The sequence below is a fragment of the Enterococcus sp. LX10 genome, from assembly GCF_023539285.1.
Taxonomy (GTDB): Bacteria; Bacillota; Bacilli; order Lactobacillales; family Enterococcaceae; genus Enterococcus; species Enterococcus faecalis.
In genome coordinates this window covers 2,332,501-2,353,756 of the sequence record NZ_CP092784.1, presented here as the reverse complement: position 1 = coordinate 2,353,756, position 21,256 = coordinate 2,332,501, and the positions used below count along the sequence as shown (strand labels likewise).

Annotated in this window: 21 protein-coding genes, 1 tRNA gene and 2 rRNA genes (1 of these 24 cut by a window edge); 21 read left to right on the top strand and 3 right to left on the bottom strand. The window is 38.3% G+C overall.

Going from position 1 to position 21,256, the window contains the following annotated elements; genetic code table 11:
* Positions 1-199: 199 nt before the first annotated feature.
* From greA to MKZ30_RS11050, 13 genes are all read left to right on the top strand, one after another.
* The gene (gene greA, locus MKZ30_RS11110) at positions 200-679 is read left to right on the top strand and encodes a transcription elongation factor GreA (protein WP_002355133.1); all 480 of its coding nucleotides are present in this window, start codon (positions 200-202) and stop codon (positions 677-679) included.
* A gap of 150 nt (positions 680-829) precedes the next feature.
* Positions 830-1,561: a cell wall-active antibiotics response protein LiaF gene (gene liaF / locus MKZ30_RS11105; protein ID WP_002381168.1), complete on the top strand. Its 732-nt coding sequence runs from the start codon at positions 830-832 to the stop codon at positions 1,559-1,561.
* The gene (locus MKZ30_RS11100) at positions 1,558-2,661 is read left to right on the top strand and encodes a sensor histidine kinase (RefSeq protein WP_002365182.1); all 1,104 of its coding nucleotides are present in this window, start codon (positions 1,558-1,560) and stop codon (positions 2,659-2,661) included. The genes liaF and MKZ30_RS11100 overlap by 4 nt, the downstream gene beginning before the upstream one ends.
* Complete coding sequence (locus tag MKZ30_RS11095) at positions 2,636-3,268, top strand: response regulator (protein ID WP_002355137.1); 633 nt, start codon at positions 2,636-2,638, stop codon at positions 3,266-3,268. Before MKZ30_RS11100 ends, MKZ30_RS11095 begins: the two co-directional genes overlap by 26 nt.
* Before the next feature lie 103 nt (positions 3,269-3,371).
* Positions 3,372-4,037, top strand: coding sequence for a potassium channel family protein (locus MKZ30_RS11090; RefSeq protein ID WP_002355139.1), 666 nt, complete (start codon positions 3,372-3,374; stop codon positions 4,035-4,037).
* Between the two features lie 54 nt (positions 4,038-4,091).
* Positions 4,092-4,421 carry a HesB/YadR/YfhF family protein gene (locus MKZ30_RS11085; RefSeq protein ID WP_002355140.1) on the top strand — a complete coding sequence of 110 codons (330 nt, stop codon included), beginning with the start codon at positions 4,092-4,094 and terminating at the stop codon, positions 4,419-4,421.
* 203 nt (positions 4,422-4,624) lie between these two features.
* Positions 4,625-5,563: a glycosyltransferase family 2 protein gene (locus tag MKZ30_RS11080; protein ID WP_002355141.1), complete on the top strand. Its 939-nt coding sequence runs from the start codon at positions 4,625-4,627 to the stop codon at positions 5,561-5,563.
* 145 nt (positions 5,564-5,708) lie between these two features.
* The gene (locus MKZ30_RS11075) at positions 5,709-6,842 is read left to right on the top strand and encodes an ABC transporter ATP-binding protein (protein WP_002396511.1); all 1,134 of its coding nucleotides are present in this window, start codon (positions 5,709-5,711) and stop codon (positions 6,840-6,842) included.
* Positions 6,842-7,717 carry a carbohydrate ABC transporter permease gene (locus MKZ30_RS11070; protein ID WP_002355143.1) on the top strand — a complete coding sequence of 292 codons (876 nt, stop codon included), beginning with the start codon at positions 6,842-6,844 and terminating at the stop codon, positions 7,715-7,717. The genes MKZ30_RS11075 and MKZ30_RS11070 overlap by 1 nt, the downstream gene beginning before the upstream one ends.
* A 4-nt stretch (positions 7,718-7,721) precedes the next feature.
* Complete coding sequence (locus MKZ30_RS11065) at positions 7,722-8,540, top strand: carbohydrate ABC transporter permease (RefSeq protein WP_002355144.1); 819 nt, start codon at positions 7,722-7,724, stop codon at positions 8,538-8,540.
* Positions 8,524-9,813 carry an MBL fold metallo-hydrolase gene (locus tag MKZ30_RS11060; RefSeq protein WP_002371395.1) on the top strand — a complete coding sequence of 430 codons (1,290 nt, stop codon included), beginning with the start codon at positions 8,524-8,526 and terminating at the stop codon, positions 9,811-9,813. Before MKZ30_RS11065 ends, MKZ30_RS11060 begins: the two co-directional genes overlap by 17 nt.
* Positions 9,814-9,836: 23 nt before the next feature.
* Positions 9,837-11,117 (top strand): extracellular solute-binding protein, encoded by a 1,281-nt coding sequence (locus tag MKZ30_RS11055; protein WP_002359172.1) that lies wholly within the window; start codon positions 9,837-9,839, stop codon positions 11,115-11,117.
* A 97-nt stretch (positions 11,118-11,214) separates the two neighbouring features.
* Positions 11,215-12,768 (top strand): bifunctional metallophosphatase/5'-nucleotidase, encoded by a 1,554-nt coding sequence (locus tag MKZ30_RS11050; protein WP_002406273.1) that lies wholly within the window; start codon positions 11,215-11,217, stop codon positions 12,766-12,768.
* Between the two features lie 65 nt (positions 12,769-12,833).
* Here the strand turns inward: MKZ30_RS11050 and MKZ30_RS11045 are convergent, their stop codons facing one another.
* Positions 12,834-13,796, bottom strand: a complete 963-nt coding sequence (locus MKZ30_RS11045; RefSeq protein ID WP_002355148.1) for a phosphoglycerate dehydrogenase — start codon at positions 13,794-13,796, stop codon at positions 12,834-12,836.
* Between the two features lie 148 nt (positions 13,797-13,944).
* On the bottom strand, positions 13,945-14,955 hold the full coding sequence (locus tag MKZ30_RS11040) for an NAD(P)/FAD-dependent oxidoreductase (protein WP_033601330.1): 1,011 nt from the start codon (positions 14,953-14,955) through the stop codon (positions 13,945-13,947).
* A 204-nt stretch (positions 14,956-15,159) separates the two neighbouring features.
* On the opposite strand from MKZ30_RS11040, the gene MKZ30_RS11035 reads away from it, so the two are divergent.
* Together MKZ30_RS11035 and MKZ30_RS11030 are read left to right on the top strand one after the other, a co-directional pair.
* Positions 15,160-15,750, top strand: a complete 591-nt coding sequence (locus MKZ30_RS11035; protein ID WP_002361120.1) for a peptidylprolyl isomerase — start codon at positions 15,160-15,162, stop codon at positions 15,748-15,750.
* Between the two features lie 164 nt (positions 15,751-15,914).
* Positions 15,915-16,121: a DUF3955 domain-containing protein gene (locus tag MKZ30_RS11030; RefSeq protein ID WP_080280023.1), complete on the top strand. Its 207-nt coding sequence runs from the start codon at positions 15,915-15,917 to the stop codon at positions 16,119-16,121.
* A 33-nt stretch (positions 16,122-16,154) separates the two neighbouring features.
* Here MKZ30_RS11030 and MKZ30_RS11025 read toward each other — a convergent pair whose 3' ends face one another.
* Positions 16,155-17,321 (bottom strand): MalY/PatB family protein, encoded by a 1,167-nt coding sequence (locus tag MKZ30_RS11025; protein ID WP_033601329.1) that lies wholly within the window; start codon positions 17,319-17,321, stop codon positions 16,155-16,157.
* 183 nt (positions 17,322-17,504) lie between these two features.
* Between MKZ30_RS11025 and MKZ30_RS11020 the strand changes: the two genes are divergently transcribed.
* The 6 genes from MKZ30_RS11020 to MKZ30_RS10995 all read left to right on the top strand — a co-directional run.
* Positions 17,505-17,873 carry a CvfD/Ygs/GSP13 family RNA-binding post-transcriptional regulator gene (locus MKZ30_RS11020; RefSeq protein WP_002365178.1) on the top strand — a complete coding sequence of 123 codons (369 nt, stop codon included), beginning with the start codon at positions 17,505-17,507 and terminating at the stop codon, positions 17,871-17,873.
* Between the two features lie 64 nt (positions 17,874-17,937).
* Positions 17,938-18,309 carry a hypothetical protein gene (locus MKZ30_RS11015; RefSeq protein ID WP_002385270.1) on the top strand — a complete coding sequence of 124 codons (372 nt, stop codon included), beginning with the start codon at positions 17,938-17,940 and terminating at the stop codon, positions 18,307-18,309.
* Positions 18,293-18,541, top strand: coding sequence for a hypothetical protein (locus tag MKZ30_RS11010; RefSeq protein ID WP_033601328.1), 249 nt, complete (start codon positions 18,293-18,295; stop codon positions 18,539-18,541). Before MKZ30_RS11015 ends, MKZ30_RS11010 begins: the two co-directional genes overlap by 17 nt.
* 434 nt (positions 18,542-18,975) lie before the next feature.
* Positions 18,976-20,536: ribosomal RNA gene (locus MKZ30_RS11005) — 16S ribosomal RNA — on the top strand.
* 79 nt (positions 20,537-20,615) lie between these two features.
* Positions 20,616-20,688, top strand: a tRNA-Ala gene (locus MKZ30_RS11000).
* A gap of 176 nt (positions 20,689-20,864) precedes the next feature.
* A 23S ribosomal RNA gene (locus MKZ30_RS10995) occupies positions 20,865-21,256 on the top strand (it continues 2,521 nt past the right edge of the window).
* The 16S and 23S rRNA genes sit together here with 1 tRNA gene alongside, the layout of an rRNA operon.

The window sequence follows — 21,256 nt, the reverse complement described above, 5'->3', positions numbered from 1 at the left end:
TCAAAAAGTAATCTGTTTAACAGAGGGAAAGAGTAGCAACTAGAAATTTATATAAATAAAATTTAGCAAAATCACAAAAATTCAATAATTATATTTACAATTTAGAAAAAGCGTGGTACTCTTTTGTGGATTGAAAGCGGAATTTTTTTCAATAACCAACCAAGAACTACGTATCGTTAAGCGAAAAAGGAGAATTAACATGGTAGAAAAAGTATATCCAATGACTCTTGAAGGAAAAGAAAAATTAGAACAAGAGCTAGAAGAATTAAAAACAATTAAACGTAAAGAAATCGTAGAGCGTATTAAAATCGCTCGTAGCTTTGGGGATCTTTCAGAGAACTCAGAGTATGAATCAGCTAAAGATGAACAAGCTTTCGTTGAAGGACGTATTACAACGTTAGAAAATATGATTCGTTTTGCAGAAATCATCGATAATGATGGCGTGGACCAAGACGAAGTTTCCATCGGTAAAACAGTTACTTTCCAAGAATTGCCTGATGGAGAAGAAGAGGAATACACAATCGTAGGAAGTGCCGAAGCCGATCCATTTTCTGGTAAAATTTCTAACGATTCACCGATTGCGCAAGCCTTAATTGGTAAACAATTAGGCGACCAAGTGATTATTGCAACACCTGGTGGCGACATGACAGTTAAAATTACAAAAGTTGAAGCAAACTAAATAATTGAGTAGGGCAGGCAGCTTCCAAGGCCTGTCCTTTCGCAATCTAGGACATTTAGGGCTAAAGTCCTATGGTAACCTGAGGCGCAAACCACTATGATTAAATAAAATAAACGAGTAAAATAAATGACAGAGGGAGGAGGCAAATCTATGAATAACCCTTGGCGCTTTTTTATCGTCGCAGAAGCATTACTTTTTATTCTGGCGTTATGGCAAATTGTACATAATCCTGGATTAGCTGTTTTATTAACAATTGGCGTTTTACTTGTGGCCTACGTTTCCAGGAAAGCATCTAAAACACATTTTAACAACTTTCAATTCGTCCTCGGCGTTGTTTTTATTGTCATTGGTGCAATGAACAGCACGGCTGTTTGGTTTATGTTGATTTTTGGCGTACTCTTTATTGGCTTAAAAGGCTTTGAGATTTCAGGCGTGGATATAGCTGAGCGAGCACCTTGGCGAAAAAAACAAATGATTATGGTGGAGACGGCGGCAAAAGAACCTAAAAATGGCAAACGATTTAAACGCCGCTGGTTTGCCAACGAACGCATTGGTAACAATATCTATGAATGGGACGATATCAATATTGATTTAATCTCTGGGGACACCATTATTGATTTAGGTAATACGTTACTACCGAAAGAAGACAATATTATTATTATTCGTAAAGGTTTTGGCCGCACGCGAATTCTAGTGCCGTTAGGTGTAGCTATTTTGTTAGAACATTCAACTTTTTACGGAACGGTACGTTTTGAAGAAGAAAAATATCAATTGAAAAACGAATCATTAAAAATTTACAGCAATGATTATGATACCAATCTTCGTCGTTTGAAAATTATGACGAACACTTTAGTAGGAGATGTTGAGGTGATCCGTGTATGACCGATCGGATTTCAAGACGCATGATTTCATTATATGCGTCCCTTAGCACCTTTATTGTTATCTTAATTACATTGTTTTCATATTTTCATTCGATTAAACAAAACCGGTGGCTATTAGAGCTTCTTCAGAGAAAAGTCTTTTATTTACCACTAATTGTGCACATTGTTCTCATATCCTTACTAATAGGCTTATTGACCTTTTTACTGATTTCATTGGTTCAAAAAGGGCAATATGGACGGATTGAAGAAAAACTTCGGTTATTGGCCAACGGTAATTATGAAAGTCCAGTCTTAAACAAACCAACGACCAGTGAAAATCAAGACCATTATCTAACCGAAGTCGAACAAGATATTTGGTCGATTAAAAATAAATTATTAGAGATGTCTAAAGAATTGCAATTATTAAACAGTCGACCGCAATTAATGGATGGGCAAACAAAAGAAGAAATTTTAGAGAACGAGCGGCATCGTTTGGCGCGGGAGTTGCATGATTCAGTCAGTCAACAACTTTTTGCAGCCATGATGATGTTGTCTGCCTTAAATGAACAAGCACAACGAACAGAAACCCCGGAACCATATCGTAAACAACTAGCCATGGTGGCAGAAATCATTAATGCCTCCCAATCGGAAATGCGCGCGTTACTATTGCACTTGCGTCCTATCAGTCTAGAAGGAAAAAGTTTGCGTAAAGGTATTGAACAATTACTGAAAGAACTACAAACAAAAATTAAAATTGAATTGATTTGGGATGTTGAAGATGTTCATTTAAATAGCAGCATTGAGGATCATCTTTTCCGAATTGTGCAGGAATTACTTTCCAATACCTTAAGACATGCCAAAGCAAAGGAATTAGAGGTATACTTACACCAAGTCGATAAAAACGTGCTATTGCGTATTGTTGATGATGGTGTCGGCTTTGATATGAAGGAACAAAGTAATAAAGCCGGTAGTTATGGCTTAAATAATATTCGAGAACGTGTTGTCGGCATGGGCGGTACAGTTAAAATTATTAGTTTTAAAGGGCAGGGAACCAGCGTTGAAATTAAAGTTCCTGTCATAAAGGAGGAAACTGCAAGTGATCAAAGTAATGTTAGTGGATGACCATGAAATGGTCCGTTTAGGCGTTTCATCATATTTATCTATTCAAGAGGATATAGAAGTCGTAGGCGAAGCAGAAAACGGTAAGATTGGCTATGAAAAAGCATTGGAACTACGTCCAGATGTTATTTTGATGGATTTGGTAATGGAAGAAATGGACGGCATTGATTCAACAAAAGCGATCTTGAAAGATTGGCCAGAAGCCAAGATTATTATTGTGACGAGTTTTATTGATGATGAGAAAGTGTATCCGGCGATTGAAGCTGGTGCAGCGGGCTACCTATTAAAAACATCAACAGCACATGAGATTGCTGATGCAATTCGGGCGACTTATCGCGGAGAGCGTGTGTTGGAACCTGAAGTGACGCATAAGATGATGGAACGGTTAACAAAAAAACAAGAGCCGGTGTTGCATGAAGATTTGACAAATCGAGAACACGAAATTTTAATGTTGATTGCACAAGGTAAAAGTAATCAGGAAATAGCTGATGAACTCTTTATCACTTTGAAAACAGTTAAAACACATGTTTCAAACATTTTAGCAAAACTAGATGTGGATGATCGGACCCAAGCGGCGATTTATGCTTTTCAACATGGTTTAGCCAAATAAATATCAGATAAATCCATAAATAAATTCTAGGAAATCCTTCTAGGAATTTATTTATGGATTTGTTATACTAATTTTAACGAACAGACAGGAGCGGTCAGAAGAAATGAAACAAAATTTTGCAATTATTGGTTTAGGACGTTTTGGCGGCAGCATATGCCAAACTTTGGTGGAAGCTGGTCAAGAAGTTTTGGCCATTGACAGCAGTGAAGACCGTGTCAATGAATATATGAATATTGCAACGCATGCAGTGGTGGCCAACGCCCAAGATGAAATGACGTTGCGTTCTTTAGGAATTCGGAATTTTGATCACGTAGTGGTGGCAATTGGTGAAGATATTCAAGCGAGTATTTTAGTGACACTAATGGTTAAAGAGATGGGGGTTCCCAATGTCTTAGCCAAAGCAGTCAATGAATATCATGCCCGTGTCTTAGATAAAATTGGGGCAGACATGGTCGTTCACCCAGAGCGGGATATGGGCATTCGAATTGCTCACAAACTTGTTTCGCGCAATATTTTAGATTATATTGAATTATCTAGCGAATTTTCATTAGCTGAGGTTAGGGTCACCAATCCTAAATTTTACAATAAAACCTTAGCAGAATTAAATTTCCGTCAACGATTTGGTTTAACTGTGGTAGCGATTCGCCGCTCGAAAACAGAAGTAATTGCTTCGCCAGATGCTTCTGAAATTGTTCGAGAAAACGATAATTTATTAGTTATCGGTGATACCGCAGATGTTGATTTATTAGATGAAAAAATGAATGGCTAAGCACTTTATTCTCTAAAAGCACTGCGCTGTGCTACAATAAATGGCGACAGAGATGTGAAGGAGGAACAAAGAATGAAATTAGAAGTGACACCGAAAGCCCAACAATGGTTTAAAGAAGAAACCGGGGTTCAGCCTGAGACAGGCATTCGTTTTTTCGGAAAAATTTACGGAAAAACACCTGTTCATGATGGTTTTTCCATTGCGATGTCTGTAGAAGCGCCAGATGAGCCAATGATTAAAGAGAACCTAGATGGGATTACCTATTTTATTGAAGAAACAGATGATTGGTTCTTTAAAGGCTATGATTTGATTGTTGATTATGATGAAAAGAATGATGAACCGCGTTATCAATTTGAAGCAAACCAAGAAGATTTAACAAAATAATTTTAGTGCTAAACAAAAGAGGCTGAAATAGTGCGTAGGACTATTTCTGTTGCTTTCGTTTAACCGCTAGTCAGCCTGAGAAAAAATCGTTTTGGATTTTTTCTCAGGTTCTTTCTATTTAAGTTATTTTTAGTTGGATATCGTTATTTAATAAGGCTATTATATGGTATAATGATAATTAACTGAAGTGTGGAGGAAATAAAATGTTATCAATTGTTGTCCCTTGTTATAATGAGGAAGCAGCGATTCCGCTGTTTTTTGAAGAAGTAGAAAAAATTAGCCAGCAACTGTCTCATTCAGTAGAATATATATTTGTGAATGATGGCTCAAAAGATAAGACGTTAGCTGTTTTAAGACAGCTTTATCGCGAACATCCAGAGAAGGTTCGTTATCTTTCTTTTTCACGAAATTTTGGGAAAGAAGCAGGCTTATACGCTGGTTTAAAAGAAGCGACAGGTGACTTAGTGACAGTCATGGACGTTGATTTACAAGACCCGCCTGAGTTATTACCTCAAATGATTGAGATGATTGAAACCAGTACAGATTTAGATTGTGTTGGCACACGACGCATAACAAGAGACGGCGAACCGCCCATTCGTAGCTTTTTTGCTCGGATGTTCTATAAACTCATTAATCGAATTGCTGAGACAGAAATGGTGGATGGTGCCCGTGACTTTCGTGTCATGACCCGACAAATGGTCGATGCGATTTTAGAGTTATCTGAGTATAATCGTTTTTCAAAAGGGATTTTTAGTTGGGTCGGCTTTAAAACAGAATATATTGAATTTAAAAATCGAGAACGAATTGCTGGAGAAACCTCTTGGTCTTTCTGGAGTCTATTAAGTTATTCAATTGACGGGATTGTCAATTTTTCAGAAACACCATTGAATATTGCTTCATACGTTGGCGCCTTTTCGTGTATTGGTTCTGCACTAGCAATGTTAGTGATTATCTTTCGAACATTAGTTAATGGTGATCCAACAAGCGGCTGGCCTTCAATGGTTTGTATTGTACTTTTTGTAGGTGGCTTGCAACTATTATGTTTAGGAATTATTGGCAAATATATCGGCAAAATTTTCTTAGAAACGAAAAAACGACCAATTTATATTGTAAAGGAATCAGAAAAAGATTCTAAAAAATAACCAAAAAAGCAGAGAAAAATTCTCTGTTTTTTTGTTGTACATTAAAAAAAGTGTGAATAGACTTTCAGAAAAACAACATTTTTTACATAAAAAATACATTAACTTTACCTATTTTTATCTTAATGAAACAGCTTTGCTCTCGCGGTTGCAAGAAATAAATGTTAAAATCAAAAGGTATGCTATTAAATGTTTTTTTGGAGGTTGGGTCATGATAGAAGTTATCGACTTGAAAAAAGTATTCGATAATGGGTTTGAAGCGTTAAAATCGGTCAATTTTACGATTGAGCAAGGGGACTTGGTTTGTTTGTTAGGACCAAGTGGGTGTGGGAAATCCACAATTTTAAACTTAATTGCAGGTTTATTACATCCAAGTGATGGAGATATTCAGTTTCGACAGCAATCGGTTGTCAAAACAGCACCAAAAGATCGGAACATCGGGTTCGTTTTTCAAAACTATGCCTTATATCCACATATGACTGTTTTAGAAAACGTAATGTTTCCTTTGACGGTAGGAAGTAAGAAAGTGCCCAAGGCAGAGGCACAAGCTATTGCCGAAGAATATATGAAACTAACGAATATTGAAGAGTTAAGCCATAAAAAGCCAGGCACACTTTCTGGTGGTCAACAACAGCGTGTTGCGATTACCCGGGCGTTAGTTCAAAAACCAGATGTTTTATTATTAGATGAGCCTTTAAGTAACTTGGATGCACGTTTGCGTTTGAAAATTCGTGAAGAAATCCGCCGCTTGGTGAAAGAAGTAGGGATTACAACAATCTTTGTAACGCACGACCAAGAGGAAGCGCTATCAATCAGTGATAAAATTATTTTATTAAACGAAGGGGTTATTCAACAAAATGATGAACCTCAAAACCTTTACTTAGAACCAAATAACTTATTTGTTGCTCAGTTCATAGGTAACCCAATTATTAATTTATTGTCTGTTGAAGTGAAAGACGGCAAAATGTACCACGAAAGTTTTGAAATTCCGCTTGAGCGTTTTGAGCAAGCACGCTTTAAAATGCCGATGACTGATGGGAAATATACGTTTGCTTCTCGTCCAGAAGATGTGGTACCAGCTGAAACAGGTCTCTTTACCACAACGACAGATTTAGTGGAATTGATTGGTCGAGAACGTATTTTACGATTTACATTAGGAAATGAACAAGTGAAATCAATTGTAAGTGTAGAAGAAGCGATTGAAGAAGGAGACACTTTATCTTTTGATTTTTCATATAAAAAAGTATTTATCTTTAACGAAGCGGGAGACCGGGTTTACTAATGAAAAAATACAATCCAGAAAATCAACCAAAAGCATGGCTCTTCCTTCTGCCATCATTAGGAATCATTTTACTGTTTAGCGTTTATCCACTGTTTCGTTCTTTGTGGATGAGCTTCCAAAAAGGTTCCTTAATTAACCAACGCTACGCTGGTTTAGAAAATTATCAACGTGTATTGAATGATCCAATCTTCTATAAAGCGTTAAAAAATACAGCGCTCTATGCATTTGCTGTGGTACCGATTGCCTTGATAATTTCCCTAGCAATTGCTTGGATTATCTTTGAAAAAGTTAAACATAAGAGTTTCTTTGAAACGATTTTCTTTATGCCTTATGTAACGAGTACGATTGCCATTGGGATTGTCTTCCGTTACTTCTTTAATGGCGATTATGGAATTGTCAATTACGTCTTAGGCTTTTTCGGCATTCCTTCTGTCAACTGGCTAGATAATGTTCAAATGAGTATGCCGACATTGATTATTTTTGGGGTTTGGACGAGTTTAGCATTTAATATTATTATTTTGTTGGCTGGGTTGAGAAATATTGATGAAGAACACTTTAAAATAGCGAAAATGTTTGGTGCCTCAGACGGCGAAATTTTCCGACGTATTACGTTTCCGCAGCTAGTCCCGACCATTGCCTTTTTATTAACGGTCAATTTAATTGGCGCCTTTAAAGTTTATACACAAGTTTATGCTTTATTCGGTGGCCGTGCGGGGATTGCCAATAGTGCCACAACCGCAGTGTACTATATTTATGACAAATTCCACATTGCAGGGCGTCCCGGAATTGCGATGGCCGCCACAGTGATTTTATTTGTGATTATTTTAGTGGTCACTTTCTTACAAAATAAACTCTTAAAGAAAGTGGGGCAATAAGCCAATGAAAAAAGTTTTAACGATTATCGCATTTGTTTTCTTAGGCATTTTAGCCGTTATTACGTTATTTCCATTTGTCTATATGATTTTAGCTGGTTTAATGAGTTACTCTGAAGCGACCAGCATGCCGCCAACCATGTTTCCGAAACAACCACAATGGCAAAACTACACAGAGGTCTTTCAAAAAGCACCCTTTCTTCGGTATTTCTTGAACACAGTCTTTGTTTCAGGCGTTACAACGATTGCTACGGTAGTCACCGCCGTGTTAGCTTCATTCGCATTAACGAGTTTGAAGTTCCGTTTTAAAAATGTGGTCATTGCTTTGATGATTTCGTTATTAATGGTTCCGTATGAATCTATTATTTTTACCAATTATCAAACGATTGCGCAATTAGGTTTGTTAAATACTTACAGCGCCTTAATTATTCCATTTTTAACTAGTATTTTTTATATTTACTATTTAAACGGTTATTTAAAAGGTATTCCTGATACTTTTTATAAGGCTGCCAAGATTGATGGCGCTAGTGATTTAGAATATATTTGGCGTATTTTAGTACCAATGTCAAAACCAGCGTTGGTAACAGTAGGGATTTTAACATTTATTTCTAGTTGGAATTCTTTCTTGTGGCCATTGTTGGTGACGAACGAGAAAAAATACCGTCTATTGAATAATGGACTATCGGCCTTTGCGACAGAGAGCGGTAGTGACGTACATTTACAAATGGCTGCTGCAACATTAACCGTTATTCCAATTTTAATTATTTACTTGATTTTCAGAAAAGAAATTATCAGAGGAGTTGCAAAAAATGGAATCAAAGGCTAAAACAACTGTGACTTTTCACAGTGGCATTTTAACAATTGGAGGAACCGTGATTGAAGTGGCGTATAAAGATGCCCACATCTTCTTTGATTTTGGTACAGAATTTCGACCAGAATTAGATTTGCCCGATGATCACATTGAAACCTTAATTAATAATCGTTTAGTGCCAGAATTAAAAGACTTATATGATCCACGTTTAGGTTATGAATATCATGGTGCAGAAGACAAAGAGTATCAACACACCGCTGTTTTCTTATCTCATGCCCATTTAGATCATTCACGCATGATTAATTATTTAGATCCAGCTGTTCCGTTGTACACACTAAAAGAAACGAAAATGATTCTAAATAGTTTAAATCGCAAAGGTGATTTTTTGATTCCATCACCGTTTGAAGAAAAGAATTTTACCCGAGAAATGATTGGTCTTAATAAAAACGATGTGATTAAAGTTGGCGAAATTTCAGTGGAAATCGTACCTGTTGATCATGATGCGTACGGTGCTTCGGCATTACTGATTCGCACGCCTGACCATTTCATCACATACACAGGTGATTTGCGCTTACATGGCCATAATCGTGAAGAGACTTTAGCTTTTTGTGAAAAAGCCAAACATACAGAATTATTAATGATGGAAGGCGTAAGCATTAGCTTCCCAGAACGTGAACCAGATCCAGCCCAAATAGCGGTTGTCAGTGAAGAAGATCTTGTTCAGCACTTGGTTCGTTTAGAACTAGAAAACCCGAATCGACAAATTACCTTTAATGGTTATCCAGCAAACGTAGAACGTTTTGCTAAGATTATTGAAAAGTCACCACGTACAGTCGTTTTAGAAGCAAATATGGCTGCGTTGTTACTTGAAGTATTTGGAATAGAAGTTCGTTATTATTATGCTGAATCTGGTAAAATACTAGAATTGAATCCAGCGTTAGAAATCCCGTATGACACGTTACTAAAGGACAAAACAGACTATTTGTGGCAAGTTGTGAACCAGTTTGACAACCTCCAAGAAGGTAGTTTATACATTCACAGTGATGCGCAACCGTTAGGGGACTTTGATCCACAGTATCGCGTGTTTTTAGATTTGTTGGCTAAAAAAGACATTACTTTTGTCCGTTTAGCTTGTTCAGGACATGCAATTCCAGAAGATCTGGATAAAATTATTGCATTGATTGAACCTCAAGTATTGGTTCCAATCCATACGTTAAAACCAGAAAAACTGGAAAACCCGTATGGTGAAAGAATATTGCCAGAACGTGGCGAGCAAATTGTTTTATAAATTTTTTTAAGGGAGAGAAAAAAATGAAGTTCAAAACTCTAGCAACAACAGTGTTAGCAACCGCAGCTATTTTCGCATTGGGGGCTTGTGGTAACGGTAATGGGGCCAAAGAATCAAACGATATTGTGAAAGAAGTGAAGGAAGATACGACAATCACTTTCTGGCATGCAATGAATGGGGTTCAAGAAGAAGCGTTAACAAAATTAACGAAAGACTTCATGAAAGAAAATCCAAAAATTAAAGTGGAATTACAAAATCAATCTGCTTACCCTGATTTACAAGCCAAAATCAATTCGACTTTAACTTCACCAAAAGATTTACCAACAATTACGCAAGCGTACCCAGGCTGGTTATGGAATGCTGCACAAGATGAAATGTTAGTGGACTTAAAACCATATATGGATGATGACACAATCGGTTGGAAAGATGCAGAGCCAATTCGTGAAGTATTGTTAGACGGCGCCAAAATCGACGGCAAACAATACGGCATTCCATTTAATAAATCGACAGAAATGTTATTCTATAATGCTGATTTGTTGAAAGAATATGGTGTTGAAGTACCGAAAACATTAGAGGAATTAAAAGAAGCTTCTAAAACAATTTACGAAAAATCCAACAAAGAAGTCGTTGGTGCTGGTTTTGACTCGTTAAATAACTATTACGCAATTGGAATGAAAAACAAAGGCGTTGATTTTAATAAAGACTTAGATTTAACAAGCAAAGATTCACAAGAAGTCGTGGACTATTACCGTGATGGTATCGAAGCAGGTTACTTCCGCACAGCTGGTTCAGATAAATATTTATCTGGCCCATTTGCAAACAAAAAGGTAGCAATGTTTGTCGGTAGTATTGCTGGTGCTGGTTTTGTTCAAAAAGATGCTGAAGCTGGTGGCTATGAATACGGTGTTGCACCACGTCCTGAAAAAATCAACTTACAACAAGGAACAGATATTTATATGTTCGATAGTGCTACGCCAGAACAACGGACAGCGGCATTTGAATTCATGAAATTCTTAGCAACGCCTGATTCACAATTGTACTGGGCACAACAAACAGGTTATATGCCAATTTTAGAATCTGTTTTACACAGTGATGAGTACAAAAACTCTAAGACAACCAAAGTACCTGCACAACTTGAAAACGCAGTAAAAGATTTATTCGCTATCCCAGTAGAAGAGAATGCTGATTCAGCCTATAATGAAATGCGGACAATTATGGAAAGTATTTTTGCTTCATCAAATAAAGACACGAAAAAATTATTGAAAGATGCAACATCACAATTTGAACAAGCATGGAACCAATAATCAATAAATAAACAGACGTGGGAGGTTGGGATCTGAGTCGTTATGGCTCGTGTTCTAACCTTCCTGTTCTTTTGGGCGGAAGAAGGAGAGAAACAAAATGCAAATAAAAATTTTAGCAACAAGTGATATGCATGGGTATATTATGCCAACAAGTTATAGTGAAAAAAAGATGGATTTGCCTTTTGGAACCGCAAAAGCAGCAACCATGCTGAAAAAGTTACGTGCGTCTGCCAAAGGACCAGTTTTTCAAATTGAAAATGGGGATTTTATTCAAGGTTCGCCGCTTAGTTACTACGTAAGAAAAGCAGAAACACATTCAGTGGAAGCCATCACTAAAATCATTAATCAAATGAATTATGATGTTAGCATTTTAGGTAACCACGAATTTAATTACGGTTTAGATTATTTAAAGGAAACGATTGCCAGTTATCAACAGCCAGTTTTAGCTGCCAATATCCTTGGTAAAGATGGACAACCTTATTTCGGTCAGCCGTATGTCATCATAGAAAAACAAGGGGTTAAAGTAGCCATCCTTGGCGTGACGACTCAATATATTCCTCATTGGGAACAGCCGGCAACAGTCAAAGATTTAACGTTTAAAAGTGTCGTTGAAACAGCGGCAGAATACGTGCCAAAACTGCGGGAAGAAGCGGATCTAGTTGTTGTCGCTTACCATGGCGGTTTTGAAAAAGATTTAGAAACAGGGGAACCCACGGAATTACTAACAGGAGAAAATGAAGGCTACGATTTGTTGGAAAAAGTTCCTGGGATTGATGCCTTAGTCACTGGTCACCAACATCGAGAAATTGCTACAAAACTGAATGGAATACCTGTGATTCAACCAGGTTTTCGAGGAGCTTTCGTTGGAGAAATTACTTTAGAAATTGAACCTATGGCTAAAGGCTATCGCGTTATTGGAAGTGACGCAGCTATTCATCCTGTTGGAAACGAACAACCAGATACAGAAGTTTTAGCTTTGACAACAGCGTTACATGACGAGGTAGAAGAGTGGCTTGACCAACCAGTGGGAAATGTGGAAGGGGATATGACGATTCAAAATCCGAATGCCGTACGCCTCAAAGAACATCCATATATAGAATTTATTAATAACGTCCAAATGGCTTCAAGCGGAACGGATATTTCAGGGACTGCACTTTTTAACAATGAAGGCAAAGGATTTAATAATCAAATTACGATGCGCGATATCATTACCAACTACATTTATCCAAATACTTTGGCTGTATTGCGTGTCACTGGACAAGACCTCCGTGAAGCGTTAGAACAAAGCGCTACTTATTTTGTGTTAGAAAAAGGCCAACCAATTTTTAACCCGAAATATGTCGATCCAAAACCACAATACTATAATTATGATATGTATGAAGGCATTGAGTATACGCTTGATTTAAGACAACCGTTTGGTGAAAGAGTGACGAAACTTAATTATCATGGCAAAGCAGTGCAAGCAGAAGATGTTTTGGAAATCGTGACAAATCAATACCGAGCAGTCGGTGGCGGAAACTATCAAATGTTCCAACCTGAAAAAATTATTCGAGAAATTCAAATTGACATGACGGAACTGATTGCAGAATATTTGAAAAAACATCCAATCATTCAAGCGTCGACAAATGATAACTTCAAGGTTATCTGGTAAAAAATAGCAAAAAAAAGCCTTCAACCATGCAATTACTTGAAAGATGGTTGAAGGCCTTTTTTGAGTTAATAGCCTTTTTTTAAGGAAACTTGGTTTTTGACGAGGGTCTGATCCGTCACAAATTGATTTAAGTTTGGAATAAAAATCGCCAGTAATTTTGATTTGAACTTCGGTGTCATGCCAGAAATATGAGGTGTTAATAAAACATTCTGCATCTCCCATAAAGGGCTATCTTCGGGAAGAGGTTCTTCTTCAAAGACATCTAAGGCAGCAAAAGCAATGGTTTTATTGTTTAAGGCAGTTATCAAATCGTTCGTTGCTACTGAGGCGCCTCGACCAACATTTACGAAAATTGTTTCAGGAGCCATTTTTTCAAAAAGTGCCTGATTGTATAAATGTTTTGTTGTTTCAGTCAAAGGAAGAATGTTCACAACAATGGACATTTCATGGATAATTTTACTCATATTCTTCTGTGAATAGCATTCAATGAAGCCTTCCGTCACATGTCCAGAGGTATTCACGCCATAAACTTGAAGATTTAAACCTTTAGCAAATTTAGCTAATTGTTGTCCGATTTGCCCGGTGCCTACGATTAACATTTTTTGCCCAGAAAGTTGTTGATAGGAAGGGGCTGTTTGATTCCATGTGTGTTGCATTTGTTGTTGGATACTTTCTTGCAGTCCGCGGGTATGTGCTAATAAAACGCCTAAAACATGTTCTGAGATAGAAACACTATGGATTCCGCTACCATTAGACAACAGAATGCCTTTTTCTCTTAATTTATCAAAATCCATATAATCAGCACCAGCAGAAATGAGCTGAATCCATTTTAGGTGACTAGTATCAGAGGCTAATAAACGCGGACCAATTTCTTTATGCCAGCCTAACATAATTTCGATTGCCTCTTCTTCAGCAGAGGATAAATGATCGGTAGATGTTTTAACTAGATAATTGGGCGCCACAGCTTTCACTTGTTCCAGTTGTTCTTCATTGAATACTTCATTTAAATAAATAATTGGTTGGTTCATCTTTCTTCCTCCTAGCACTTTTTATTGTATCAAAAATAAATTTAAAAGAGAAAAAGAAAGGCTTTTCAGTAAAGCAGAAAGCCAAGGACAAAAATCCGATTTAGATTTTTGTCCTTGGCTTAAAAACTGCTAAAGTCCAGTGCTAACCTTATTTAGGTACGCCGTTTTCAAATAAACTTGTACTATGAACTGGTTGACGTCGAGCATCGGGCCGTAAGTAATGTAAAGCATTATTTACGGCAGTAGGTGCCTCACCAAAGCCTGTAGCGATTAATTTCACTTTTCCCTCATAGGAACAGATATCTCCTACAGCGTATACACCAGGAATGTTAGTTGACATATCGGAATGAACATTAATAGCATTTCTAGAAACGTCTAATCCCCATTCTTTGAGGTGTGTTAAAGAAGAAGTAAAGCCATAATTGATAATTAAATCATCCAGAGGGAGCTCCAATGTTTGGTCACCTTTTGTCTCCGTTAATTGGATGCCTGTGAACGTTTCGTTTTCCTTTAAAATATCACTAATGATATAAGGAGTTCTGATAGAAACGCTAGATTTTTCCAGTTGTTCCACGCTATGTTCGTGGCCGCGAAATTGTGGGCGACGATGGATAATAGATACTTCTTCTGCGACGTTTTCTAGCATTAAAGCCCAATCAATTGCGGAATCGCCGCCACCAGCAATCGCAACTTTTTTGCCAGCGAATTTTTTCATGTCAGTCACATAATAATGGATTGACTCACCTTCAAAGGCTTCAACATTTTCGATAGCTAAACGTCGAGGTTGGAAAGCGCCGTTACCAATCGCAAAGATAACCGTTTTAGAATAATGTGTGCCTTTAGTTGTGTCTAAGCGCAGAAGTCCATCTGCTTCCTGTGCAAGGTGTGTGACCTCTTCTTCCAAGCAAACATCGTGCTGAAATGGCTGCATCTGTTTTTCCAAATTGGCAATTAACTCACCGGCTTTAATAGCAGGGAATCCAGGAATATCATAAATATATTTTTCGGGATACAGCATTGTTAGCTGACCACCTAATTGCGGCAGGCTATCAATGATTTTCGTTTTTGCTTTACGAATTCCCGCATAAAAAGCGGCAAATAATCCAACAGGACCGCCGCCGATAATCGTTAAATCATAAATATCTTTTTCATCAGACATTTGAAAATTCCTCCTAATTCATTTAGGGTTGAGACAACTATTGATCGTTTTGCGAACACTTCACAAAATAGCACGGCTTTTCGAAAAAAGCAAGTTTGGCTAACGAATCAAAGCATTCTTTAATCATTGGAAAAAGATCATAGCAATTTTTAGCATTTTTCGATATGATGGAACTATAAAATAATTATCTAGGAGGACATTCTCATGTCACAATTTCCACAATTAGATTTAGAAAATGCTAAAGGCCCAAAAGCGGTCATTAAAACAAACCGAGGCGACATCACTGTTCAATTATTCCCAGAACAAGCGCCTAAAACGGTTGAAAATTTTGTTGAATTAGCGAAAAAGGGCTACTATGATGGCGTTATTTTCCATCGTGTGATTCCTGATTTTATGATTCAAGGCGGTGACCCAACCGGAACAGGAATGGGCGGCGAAAGTATTTATGGAGAAGCATTTGAGGATGAATTTTCTCGGGATGTTTTCAATTTGCGTGGCGCATTATCAATGGCAAATGCTGGTCCTAACACAAATGGTAGCCAATTCTTTGTTGTTACTAATCAAAATGTTCCAGCTCAAATGATGAGTCAGTTAGAAGATGCTGGTTTTCCAGAAGAAATTATTGAAGCCTACAAACAAGGCGGAACACCTTGGTTAGACTTCCGTCATACTGTTTTTGGTCATGTTGTTGATGGTATGGATGTAGTGGATGAAATTGGTGGAGTCCAACGGGATGCCCAAGACCGTCCAACATTTGACGTCGTGATGGACACAGTTGAAATCATTGGTGAATAAGTTTAACCAATTGAAAAAGAGAGTATCAACGAGGGACAAATTCGTTGGTACTCTTTATTTTTTTCTTAAAACGACTAACTTTTTTTTAAAAGCATCCAAATCGCTTCTTTTAATGAAGTCTTTATAGGATACTGAGTGAAAGAATAGAAGGAGAGGAAGCGAATTTGTTAGAAAAATACAGATATCCAATGGCCTTGGCTTTGTTTGCAGTAATACTCCCATTTATAGGAACGTTTTTTACGTATGTAGATCAGCAAGGAATCGTTCATGAACCAGGATTTTATACAATAATAATTGGAGAAATTTTACTTCTATTTTCAGGTATCTGGTTCATCAGAGTTTATTTAGCTAAACGCAAAAGAAAGAATTAAAAACAGCTGTCCTAAAAACTAGGACAGCTGTTTTTAATTAAAGGCTTTTTTGATACGTAAAAGGCCTTCTTCGAGAGTTTCTCTTGAACAAGCTAAGTTTAAACGCATGTGTTGAGAACCTTGGGGACCAAAACTAATTCCTGGATTTAGAACCACTTTCCCCTTATGAATTAAGGTATCGCGAAGTTCCCGATCCGTTAGCGAATAAGAACTAAAGTCTAACCATAAAAGATAGGTTCCTTCAGGCTCCATTACACGAACGCTAGGCAGCTCTTCACGGAAAAAGGAAAGGGCAAAATCAATATTTTCTTTTAAATAATCAAGTAACGCCGTTAGCCATTCTTCCCCTGTTTGATAGGCAGCTGCCGTTCCCACGTAGCCAAAAGTATTGATACCGCCTTGATGATTTTTGTCTTGTAAAGATACGAAAGATTGCCGTAGTTTTTCATTAGGAATGAACAGCATTGAATTTTTAATCCCCGCTAAATTAAAGGTTTTCGTTGCCGCTGTTAAGGTAACAGTGAATTCCTTAAATGCTTCATCAGCGACAGTGAAGGAAGTGAAGGTATGCGGTTTGAAAATCAAATCCTGATGAATTTCATCGCTAACCACAGTTACTTGGTGTTTTTTGCATAAACGGCCAATTGCTAGCAATTCTTCTTTTGTCCAAACACGTCCACCAGGATTATGGGGATTACAAAAAAGTAACAGCTTCACCTTTTCTTCGATTATCTGTTGTTCCATTTTAACCAAATCAACTTCATAATGTCCGTTAACTTCTAGTAAAGAATGTCGCACAAGTCTACGCTCATTTTGTTTTACCACATCTGCAAAAGGGGGGTAGACTGGATCACAAATCATGACAGAATCCGCAGGTGCTGTATACGCTTGAACGGCTGTGGCCAAACTGGGTACCACGCCACTATTAAACAAAATTTCTTCTTTTTCAACAATCAATTGATGGTGTTGCTGTTGCCAATCTTGAATTGCTTGATACAGTTCATTAGGTGCCACTGCATATCCTAGAATACCCTGTTCAATAACTTGTGACAAAGCATCAAGAATAGGCTGATGCACTTTGAAATCCATATCAGCAACCCATAAAGGTAGTAAATCTTTTTCGTGGTAACTCGTTTCAACGGTGTCCCATTTAACACAATTCGTGTGGCGACGATCAATGGTTTCATTAAAATTAAACATAAGATAACTCCTTTTCTTCTATATAAAGTCTTACTTCCTATAGTATAGTAGATTTTGCTTAAAAGATGAAACAATAGTTTTAACAACTAGGGAAGAAATAATGCACAAACGTTGAAAAAATGCTATTATTTTAAATGAGTAGAAACGGAAAAAGAAATTTATCGTATGAAAAGAGGAAATTTGATGAAGTACAAAATTGGTATGGTACTTTCTGGCACAATTACCGGACTTCAACCATATGGCGCATTTGTTTCTTTAGACGAAGAAACACAGGGACTGATTCATGTTTCGGAAGTACAAGCTGGCTTTACCAAAAATATCCATGGACTCTTAACCGTTGGACAAAAAGTAACCGTTCAAGTTATTGATGTTGATGAATATTCTCAAAAGATTAGCTTATCTTTACGGACCCTTGAAGACAAAGTTCATTCAGTGAATCATCGACGCAAAAAATATTTTACGGATAAGAATAAAAAAATTGGCTTTGCAACCTTAGACAAAGAACTTCCAGAATGGATTGATGAAGCAATGGATAAGTTGCTTGAAAAATAATTCTGTATTTTTTCAGAAAGTGTGTTACAATTTCTTTTGTTAGTGAATCTAAAAATTAATTGAGGTGGATGTCGTGTCTAACAAAAAAGTCGCTGGAACAATCATACTGAACTTAAACGATGGTAGTAAAAAATTTTTGATGCATCCAATAGGTGAAGCGATTGAGTTTGCGATGGCAAAAGTTTCTGATGAGATGACGGGTTTAGCTAGTATGCTACAATGGTTCAAAGAAGAGGTTCAATTGGACGTTACTTCAATTAGCTTAGTAGAATTAACTAACGCGCATATCAATAAAGAAAATGTTCCGCTGTTTGTCTTCGAGATGGATGAACAAGCACTTAAAAATGAAATGGATAAAGACTATACATGGGTAGCACCTGCAGAATTAAAAACGATTTGGTCAAAATATCATATTGAAGGTGTTCCAATGTTTTAAACAAAAAAGAAAGAATCTGTCGATAATCGAACAGATTCTTTCTTTTTTTATGTTGTACGTAAAAAAGTTAATCGAACTATTTCAAATATATGATTCAAATTGTTCGATTTTTAGTAAGGAATTAAACTGTTTTGATAGACAATTAGGATTTAAAAAGTTTAAAAACGAAATAATTGAAAAGAATGAAAACAGATTGAAAACTTCTTTTAATTTTTTTGAAAAAAAGTGTTGACCAAACATCAAAATCTTGATATATTATTACATGTCGCAAGGCGAGTCACACAGCTGAGCGATTCAGAAATCAATAATTAAATAACAATTCTTGATTTCGAATCTCTCGAAAAAAGTTTGAAAAAACAACAAAAAAGTTGTTGACAAATAACAAACGAGATGATAAGATGTAGAAGTTGTCACAACAGACAACAACAACCGAGCAAAACAACTTAAAAAAACTTTTTTAAAAAAGTTCTTGACATTCAAACGAGAGTTTGTTATGATATAAAAGTTGCTGCGAGGTAACGTAGACCTTTGAAAACTGAACAAAGAATAGACGAACCAAATGTGTAGGGCGTCTTGATTCAATTCAAGACAACAAACATTTTTAACAAGCAAGCAATATGCTAGCAAACAAATTGAGCTTAACAATCGCAAGGTTGTTCTAACTTTTATTATGAGAGTTTGATCCTGGCTCAGGACGAACGCTGGCGGCGTGCCTAATACATGCAAGTCGAACGCTTCTTTCCTCCCGAGTGCTTGCACTCAATTGGAAAGAGGAGTGGCGGACGGGTGAGTAACACGTGGGTAACCTACCCATCAGAGGGGGATAACACTTGGAAACAGGTGCTAATACCGCATAACAGTTTATGCCGCATGGCATAAGAGTGAAAGGCGCTTTCGGGTGTCGCTGATGGATGGACCCGCGGTGCATTAGCTAGTTGGTGAGGTAACGGCTCACCAAGGCCACGATGCATAGCCGACCTGAGAGGGTGATCGGCCACACTGGGACTGAGACACGGCCCAGACTCCTACGGGAGGCAGCAGTAGGGAATCTTCGGCAATGGACGAAAGTCTGACCGAGCAACGCCGCGTGAGTGAAGAAGGTTTTCGGATCGTAAAACTCTGTTGTTAGAGAAGAACAAGGACGTTAGTAACTGAACGTCCCCTGACGGTATCTAACCAGAAAGCCACGGCTAACTACGTGCCAGCAGCCGCGGTAATACGTAGGTGGCAAGCGTTGTCCGGATTTATTGGGCGTAAAGCGAGCGCAGGCGGTTTCTTAAGTCTGATGTGAAAGCCCCCGGCTCAACCGGGGAGGGTCATTGGAAACTGGGAGACTTGAGTGCAGAAGAGGAGAGTGGAATTCCATGTGTAGCGGTGAAATGCGTAGATATATGGAGGAACACCAGTGGCGAAGGCGGCTCTCTGGTCTGTAACTGACGCTGAGGCTCGAAAGCGTGGGGAGCAAACAGGATTAGATACCCTGGTAGTCCACGCCGTAAACGATGAGTGCTAAGTGTTGGAGGGTTTCCGCCCTTCAGTGCTGCAGCAAACGCATTAAGCACTCCGCCTGGGGAGTACGACCGCAAGGTTGAAACTCAAAGGAATTGACGGGGGCCCGCACAAGCGGTGGAGCATGTGGTTTAATTCGAAGCAACGCGAAGAACCTTACCAGGTCTTGACATCCTTTGACCACTCTAGAGATAGAGCTTTCCCTTCGGGGACAAAGTGACAGGTGGTGCATGGTTGTCGTCAGCTCGTGTCGTGAGATGTTGGGTTAAGTCCCGCAACGAGCGCAACCCTTATTGTTAGTTGCCATCATTTAGTTGGGCACTCTAGCGAGACTGCCGGTGACAAACCGGAGGAAGGTGGGGATGACGTCAAATCATCATGCCCCTTATGACCTGGGCTACACACGTGCTACAATGGGAAGTACAACGAGTCGCTAGACCGCGAGGTCATGCAAATCTCTTAAAGCTTCTCTCAGTTCGGATTGCAGGCTGCAACTCGCCTGCATGAAGCCGGAATCGCTAGTAATCGCGGATCAGCACGCCGCGGTGAATACGTTCCCGGGCCTTGTACACACCGCCCGTCACACCACGAGAGTTTGTAACACCCGAAGTCGGTGAGGTAACCTTTTTGGAGCCAGCCGCCTAAGGTGGGATAGATGATTGGGGTGAAGTCGTAACAAGGTAGCCGTATCGGAAGGTGCGGCTGGATCACCTCCTTTCTAAGGAATATTACGGAAATACACATTTCGTCTTTACTTTGTTCAGTTTTGAGAGGTCTACTCTCAATCAAATAAATTCGGGGCCTTAGCTCAGCTGGGAGAGCGCCTGCTTTGCACGCAGGAGGTCAGCGGTTCGATCCCGCTAGGCTCCATTGATAGCTTTTGCTATCAGATTCGTTCATTGAAAACTGGATATTGAAGTAAAAAGAATCAAAACAAACCGAGAACACCGCGTTGAATGAGTTTTTTAATAAGTTCAATTGCTTATTTATTGATTAACCTTCTATCGCTAGAAGAAGTGATCAAGACCCAACCGTAAGGTTGATAAGGTTAAGTGAATAAGGGCGCACGGTGGATGCCTTGGCACTAGGAGCCGATGAAGGACGGGACTAACACCGATATGCTTTGGGGAGCTGTAAGTAAGCTATGATCCAGAGATTTCCGAATGGGGGAACCCAATATCTTTTATAGGATATTACTTTTCAGTGAATACATAGCTGATTAGAGGTAGACGCAGAGAACTGAAACATCTTAGTACCTGCAGGAAGAGAAAGAAAATTCGATTCCCTGAGTAGCGGCGAGCGAAACGGGAAGAGCCCAAACCAACAAGCTTGCTTGTTGGGGTTGTAGGACTCCAATATGGTAGTCTGTTAGTATAGTTGAAGGATTTGGAAAATTCCGCTAAAGAGGGTGAAAGCCCCGTAGACGAAATGCTGACAA

What these genes read in the sequence shown, in the direction of transcription:
- greA (WP_002355133.1), top strand. Translation starts at nt 200, where the DNA reads ATGGTAGAAAAAGTATATCCAATGACTCTTGAAGGAAAAGAAAAATTA.
- liaF (WP_002381168.1), top strand. Translation starts at nt 830, where the DNA reads ATGAATAACCCTTGGCGCTTTTTTATCGTCGCAGAAGCATTACTTTTT.
- MKZ30_RS11100 (WP_002365182.1), top strand. Translation starts at nt 1,558, where the DNA reads ATGACCGATCGGATTTCAAGACGCATGATTTCATTATATGCGTCCCTT.
- MKZ30_RS11090 (WP_002355139.1), top strand. Translation starts at nt 3,372, where the DNA reads ATGAAACAAAATTTTGCAATTATTGGTTTAGGACGTTTTGGCGGCAGC.
- MKZ30_RS11080 (WP_002355141.1), top strand. Translation starts at nt 4,625, where the DNA reads ATGTTATCAATTGTTGTCCCTTGTTATAATGAGGAAGCAGCGATTCCG.
- MKZ30_RS11070 (WP_002355143.1), top strand. Translation starts at nt 6,842, where the DNA reads ATGAAAAAATACAATCCAGAAAATCAACCAAAAGCATGGCTCTTCCTT.
- MKZ30_RS11065 (WP_002355144.1), top strand. Translation starts at nt 7,722, where the DNA reads ATGAAAAAAGTTTTAACGATTATCGCATTTGTTTTCTTAGGCATTTTA.
- MKZ30_RS11060 (WP_002371395.1), top strand. Translation starts at nt 8,524, where the DNA reads ATGGAATCAAAGGCTAAAACAACTGTGACTTTTCACAGTGGCATTTTA.
- MKZ30_RS11055 (WP_002359172.1), top strand. Translation starts at nt 9,837, where the DNA reads ATGAAGTTCAAAACTCTAGCAACAACAGTGTTAGCAACCGCAGCTATT.
- MKZ30_RS11050 (WP_002406273.1), top strand. Translation starts at nt 11,215, where the DNA reads ATGCAAATAAAAATTTTAGCAACAAGTGATATGCATGGGTATATTATG.
- MKZ30_RS11045 (WP_002355148.1), bottom strand. Translation starts at nt 13,796, where the DNA reads ATGAACCAACCAATTATTTATTTAAATGAAGTATTCAATGAAGAACAA.
- MKZ30_RS11040 (WP_033601330.1), bottom strand. Translation starts at nt 14,955, where the DNA reads ATGTCTGATGAAAAAGATATTTATGATTTAACGATTATCGGCGGCGGT.
- MKZ30_RS11035 (WP_002361120.1), top strand. Translation starts at nt 15,160, where the DNA reads ATGTCACAATTTCCACAATTAGATTTAGAAAATGCTAAAGGCCCAAAA.
- MKZ30_RS11025 (WP_033601329.1), bottom strand. Translation starts at nt 17,321, where the DNA reads ATGTTTAATTTTAATGAAACCATTGATCGTCGCCACACGAATTGTGTT.
- MKZ30_RS11020 (WP_002365178.1), top strand. Translation starts at nt 17,505, where the DNA reads ATGAAGTACAAAATTGGTATGGTACTTTCTGGCACAATTACCGGACTT.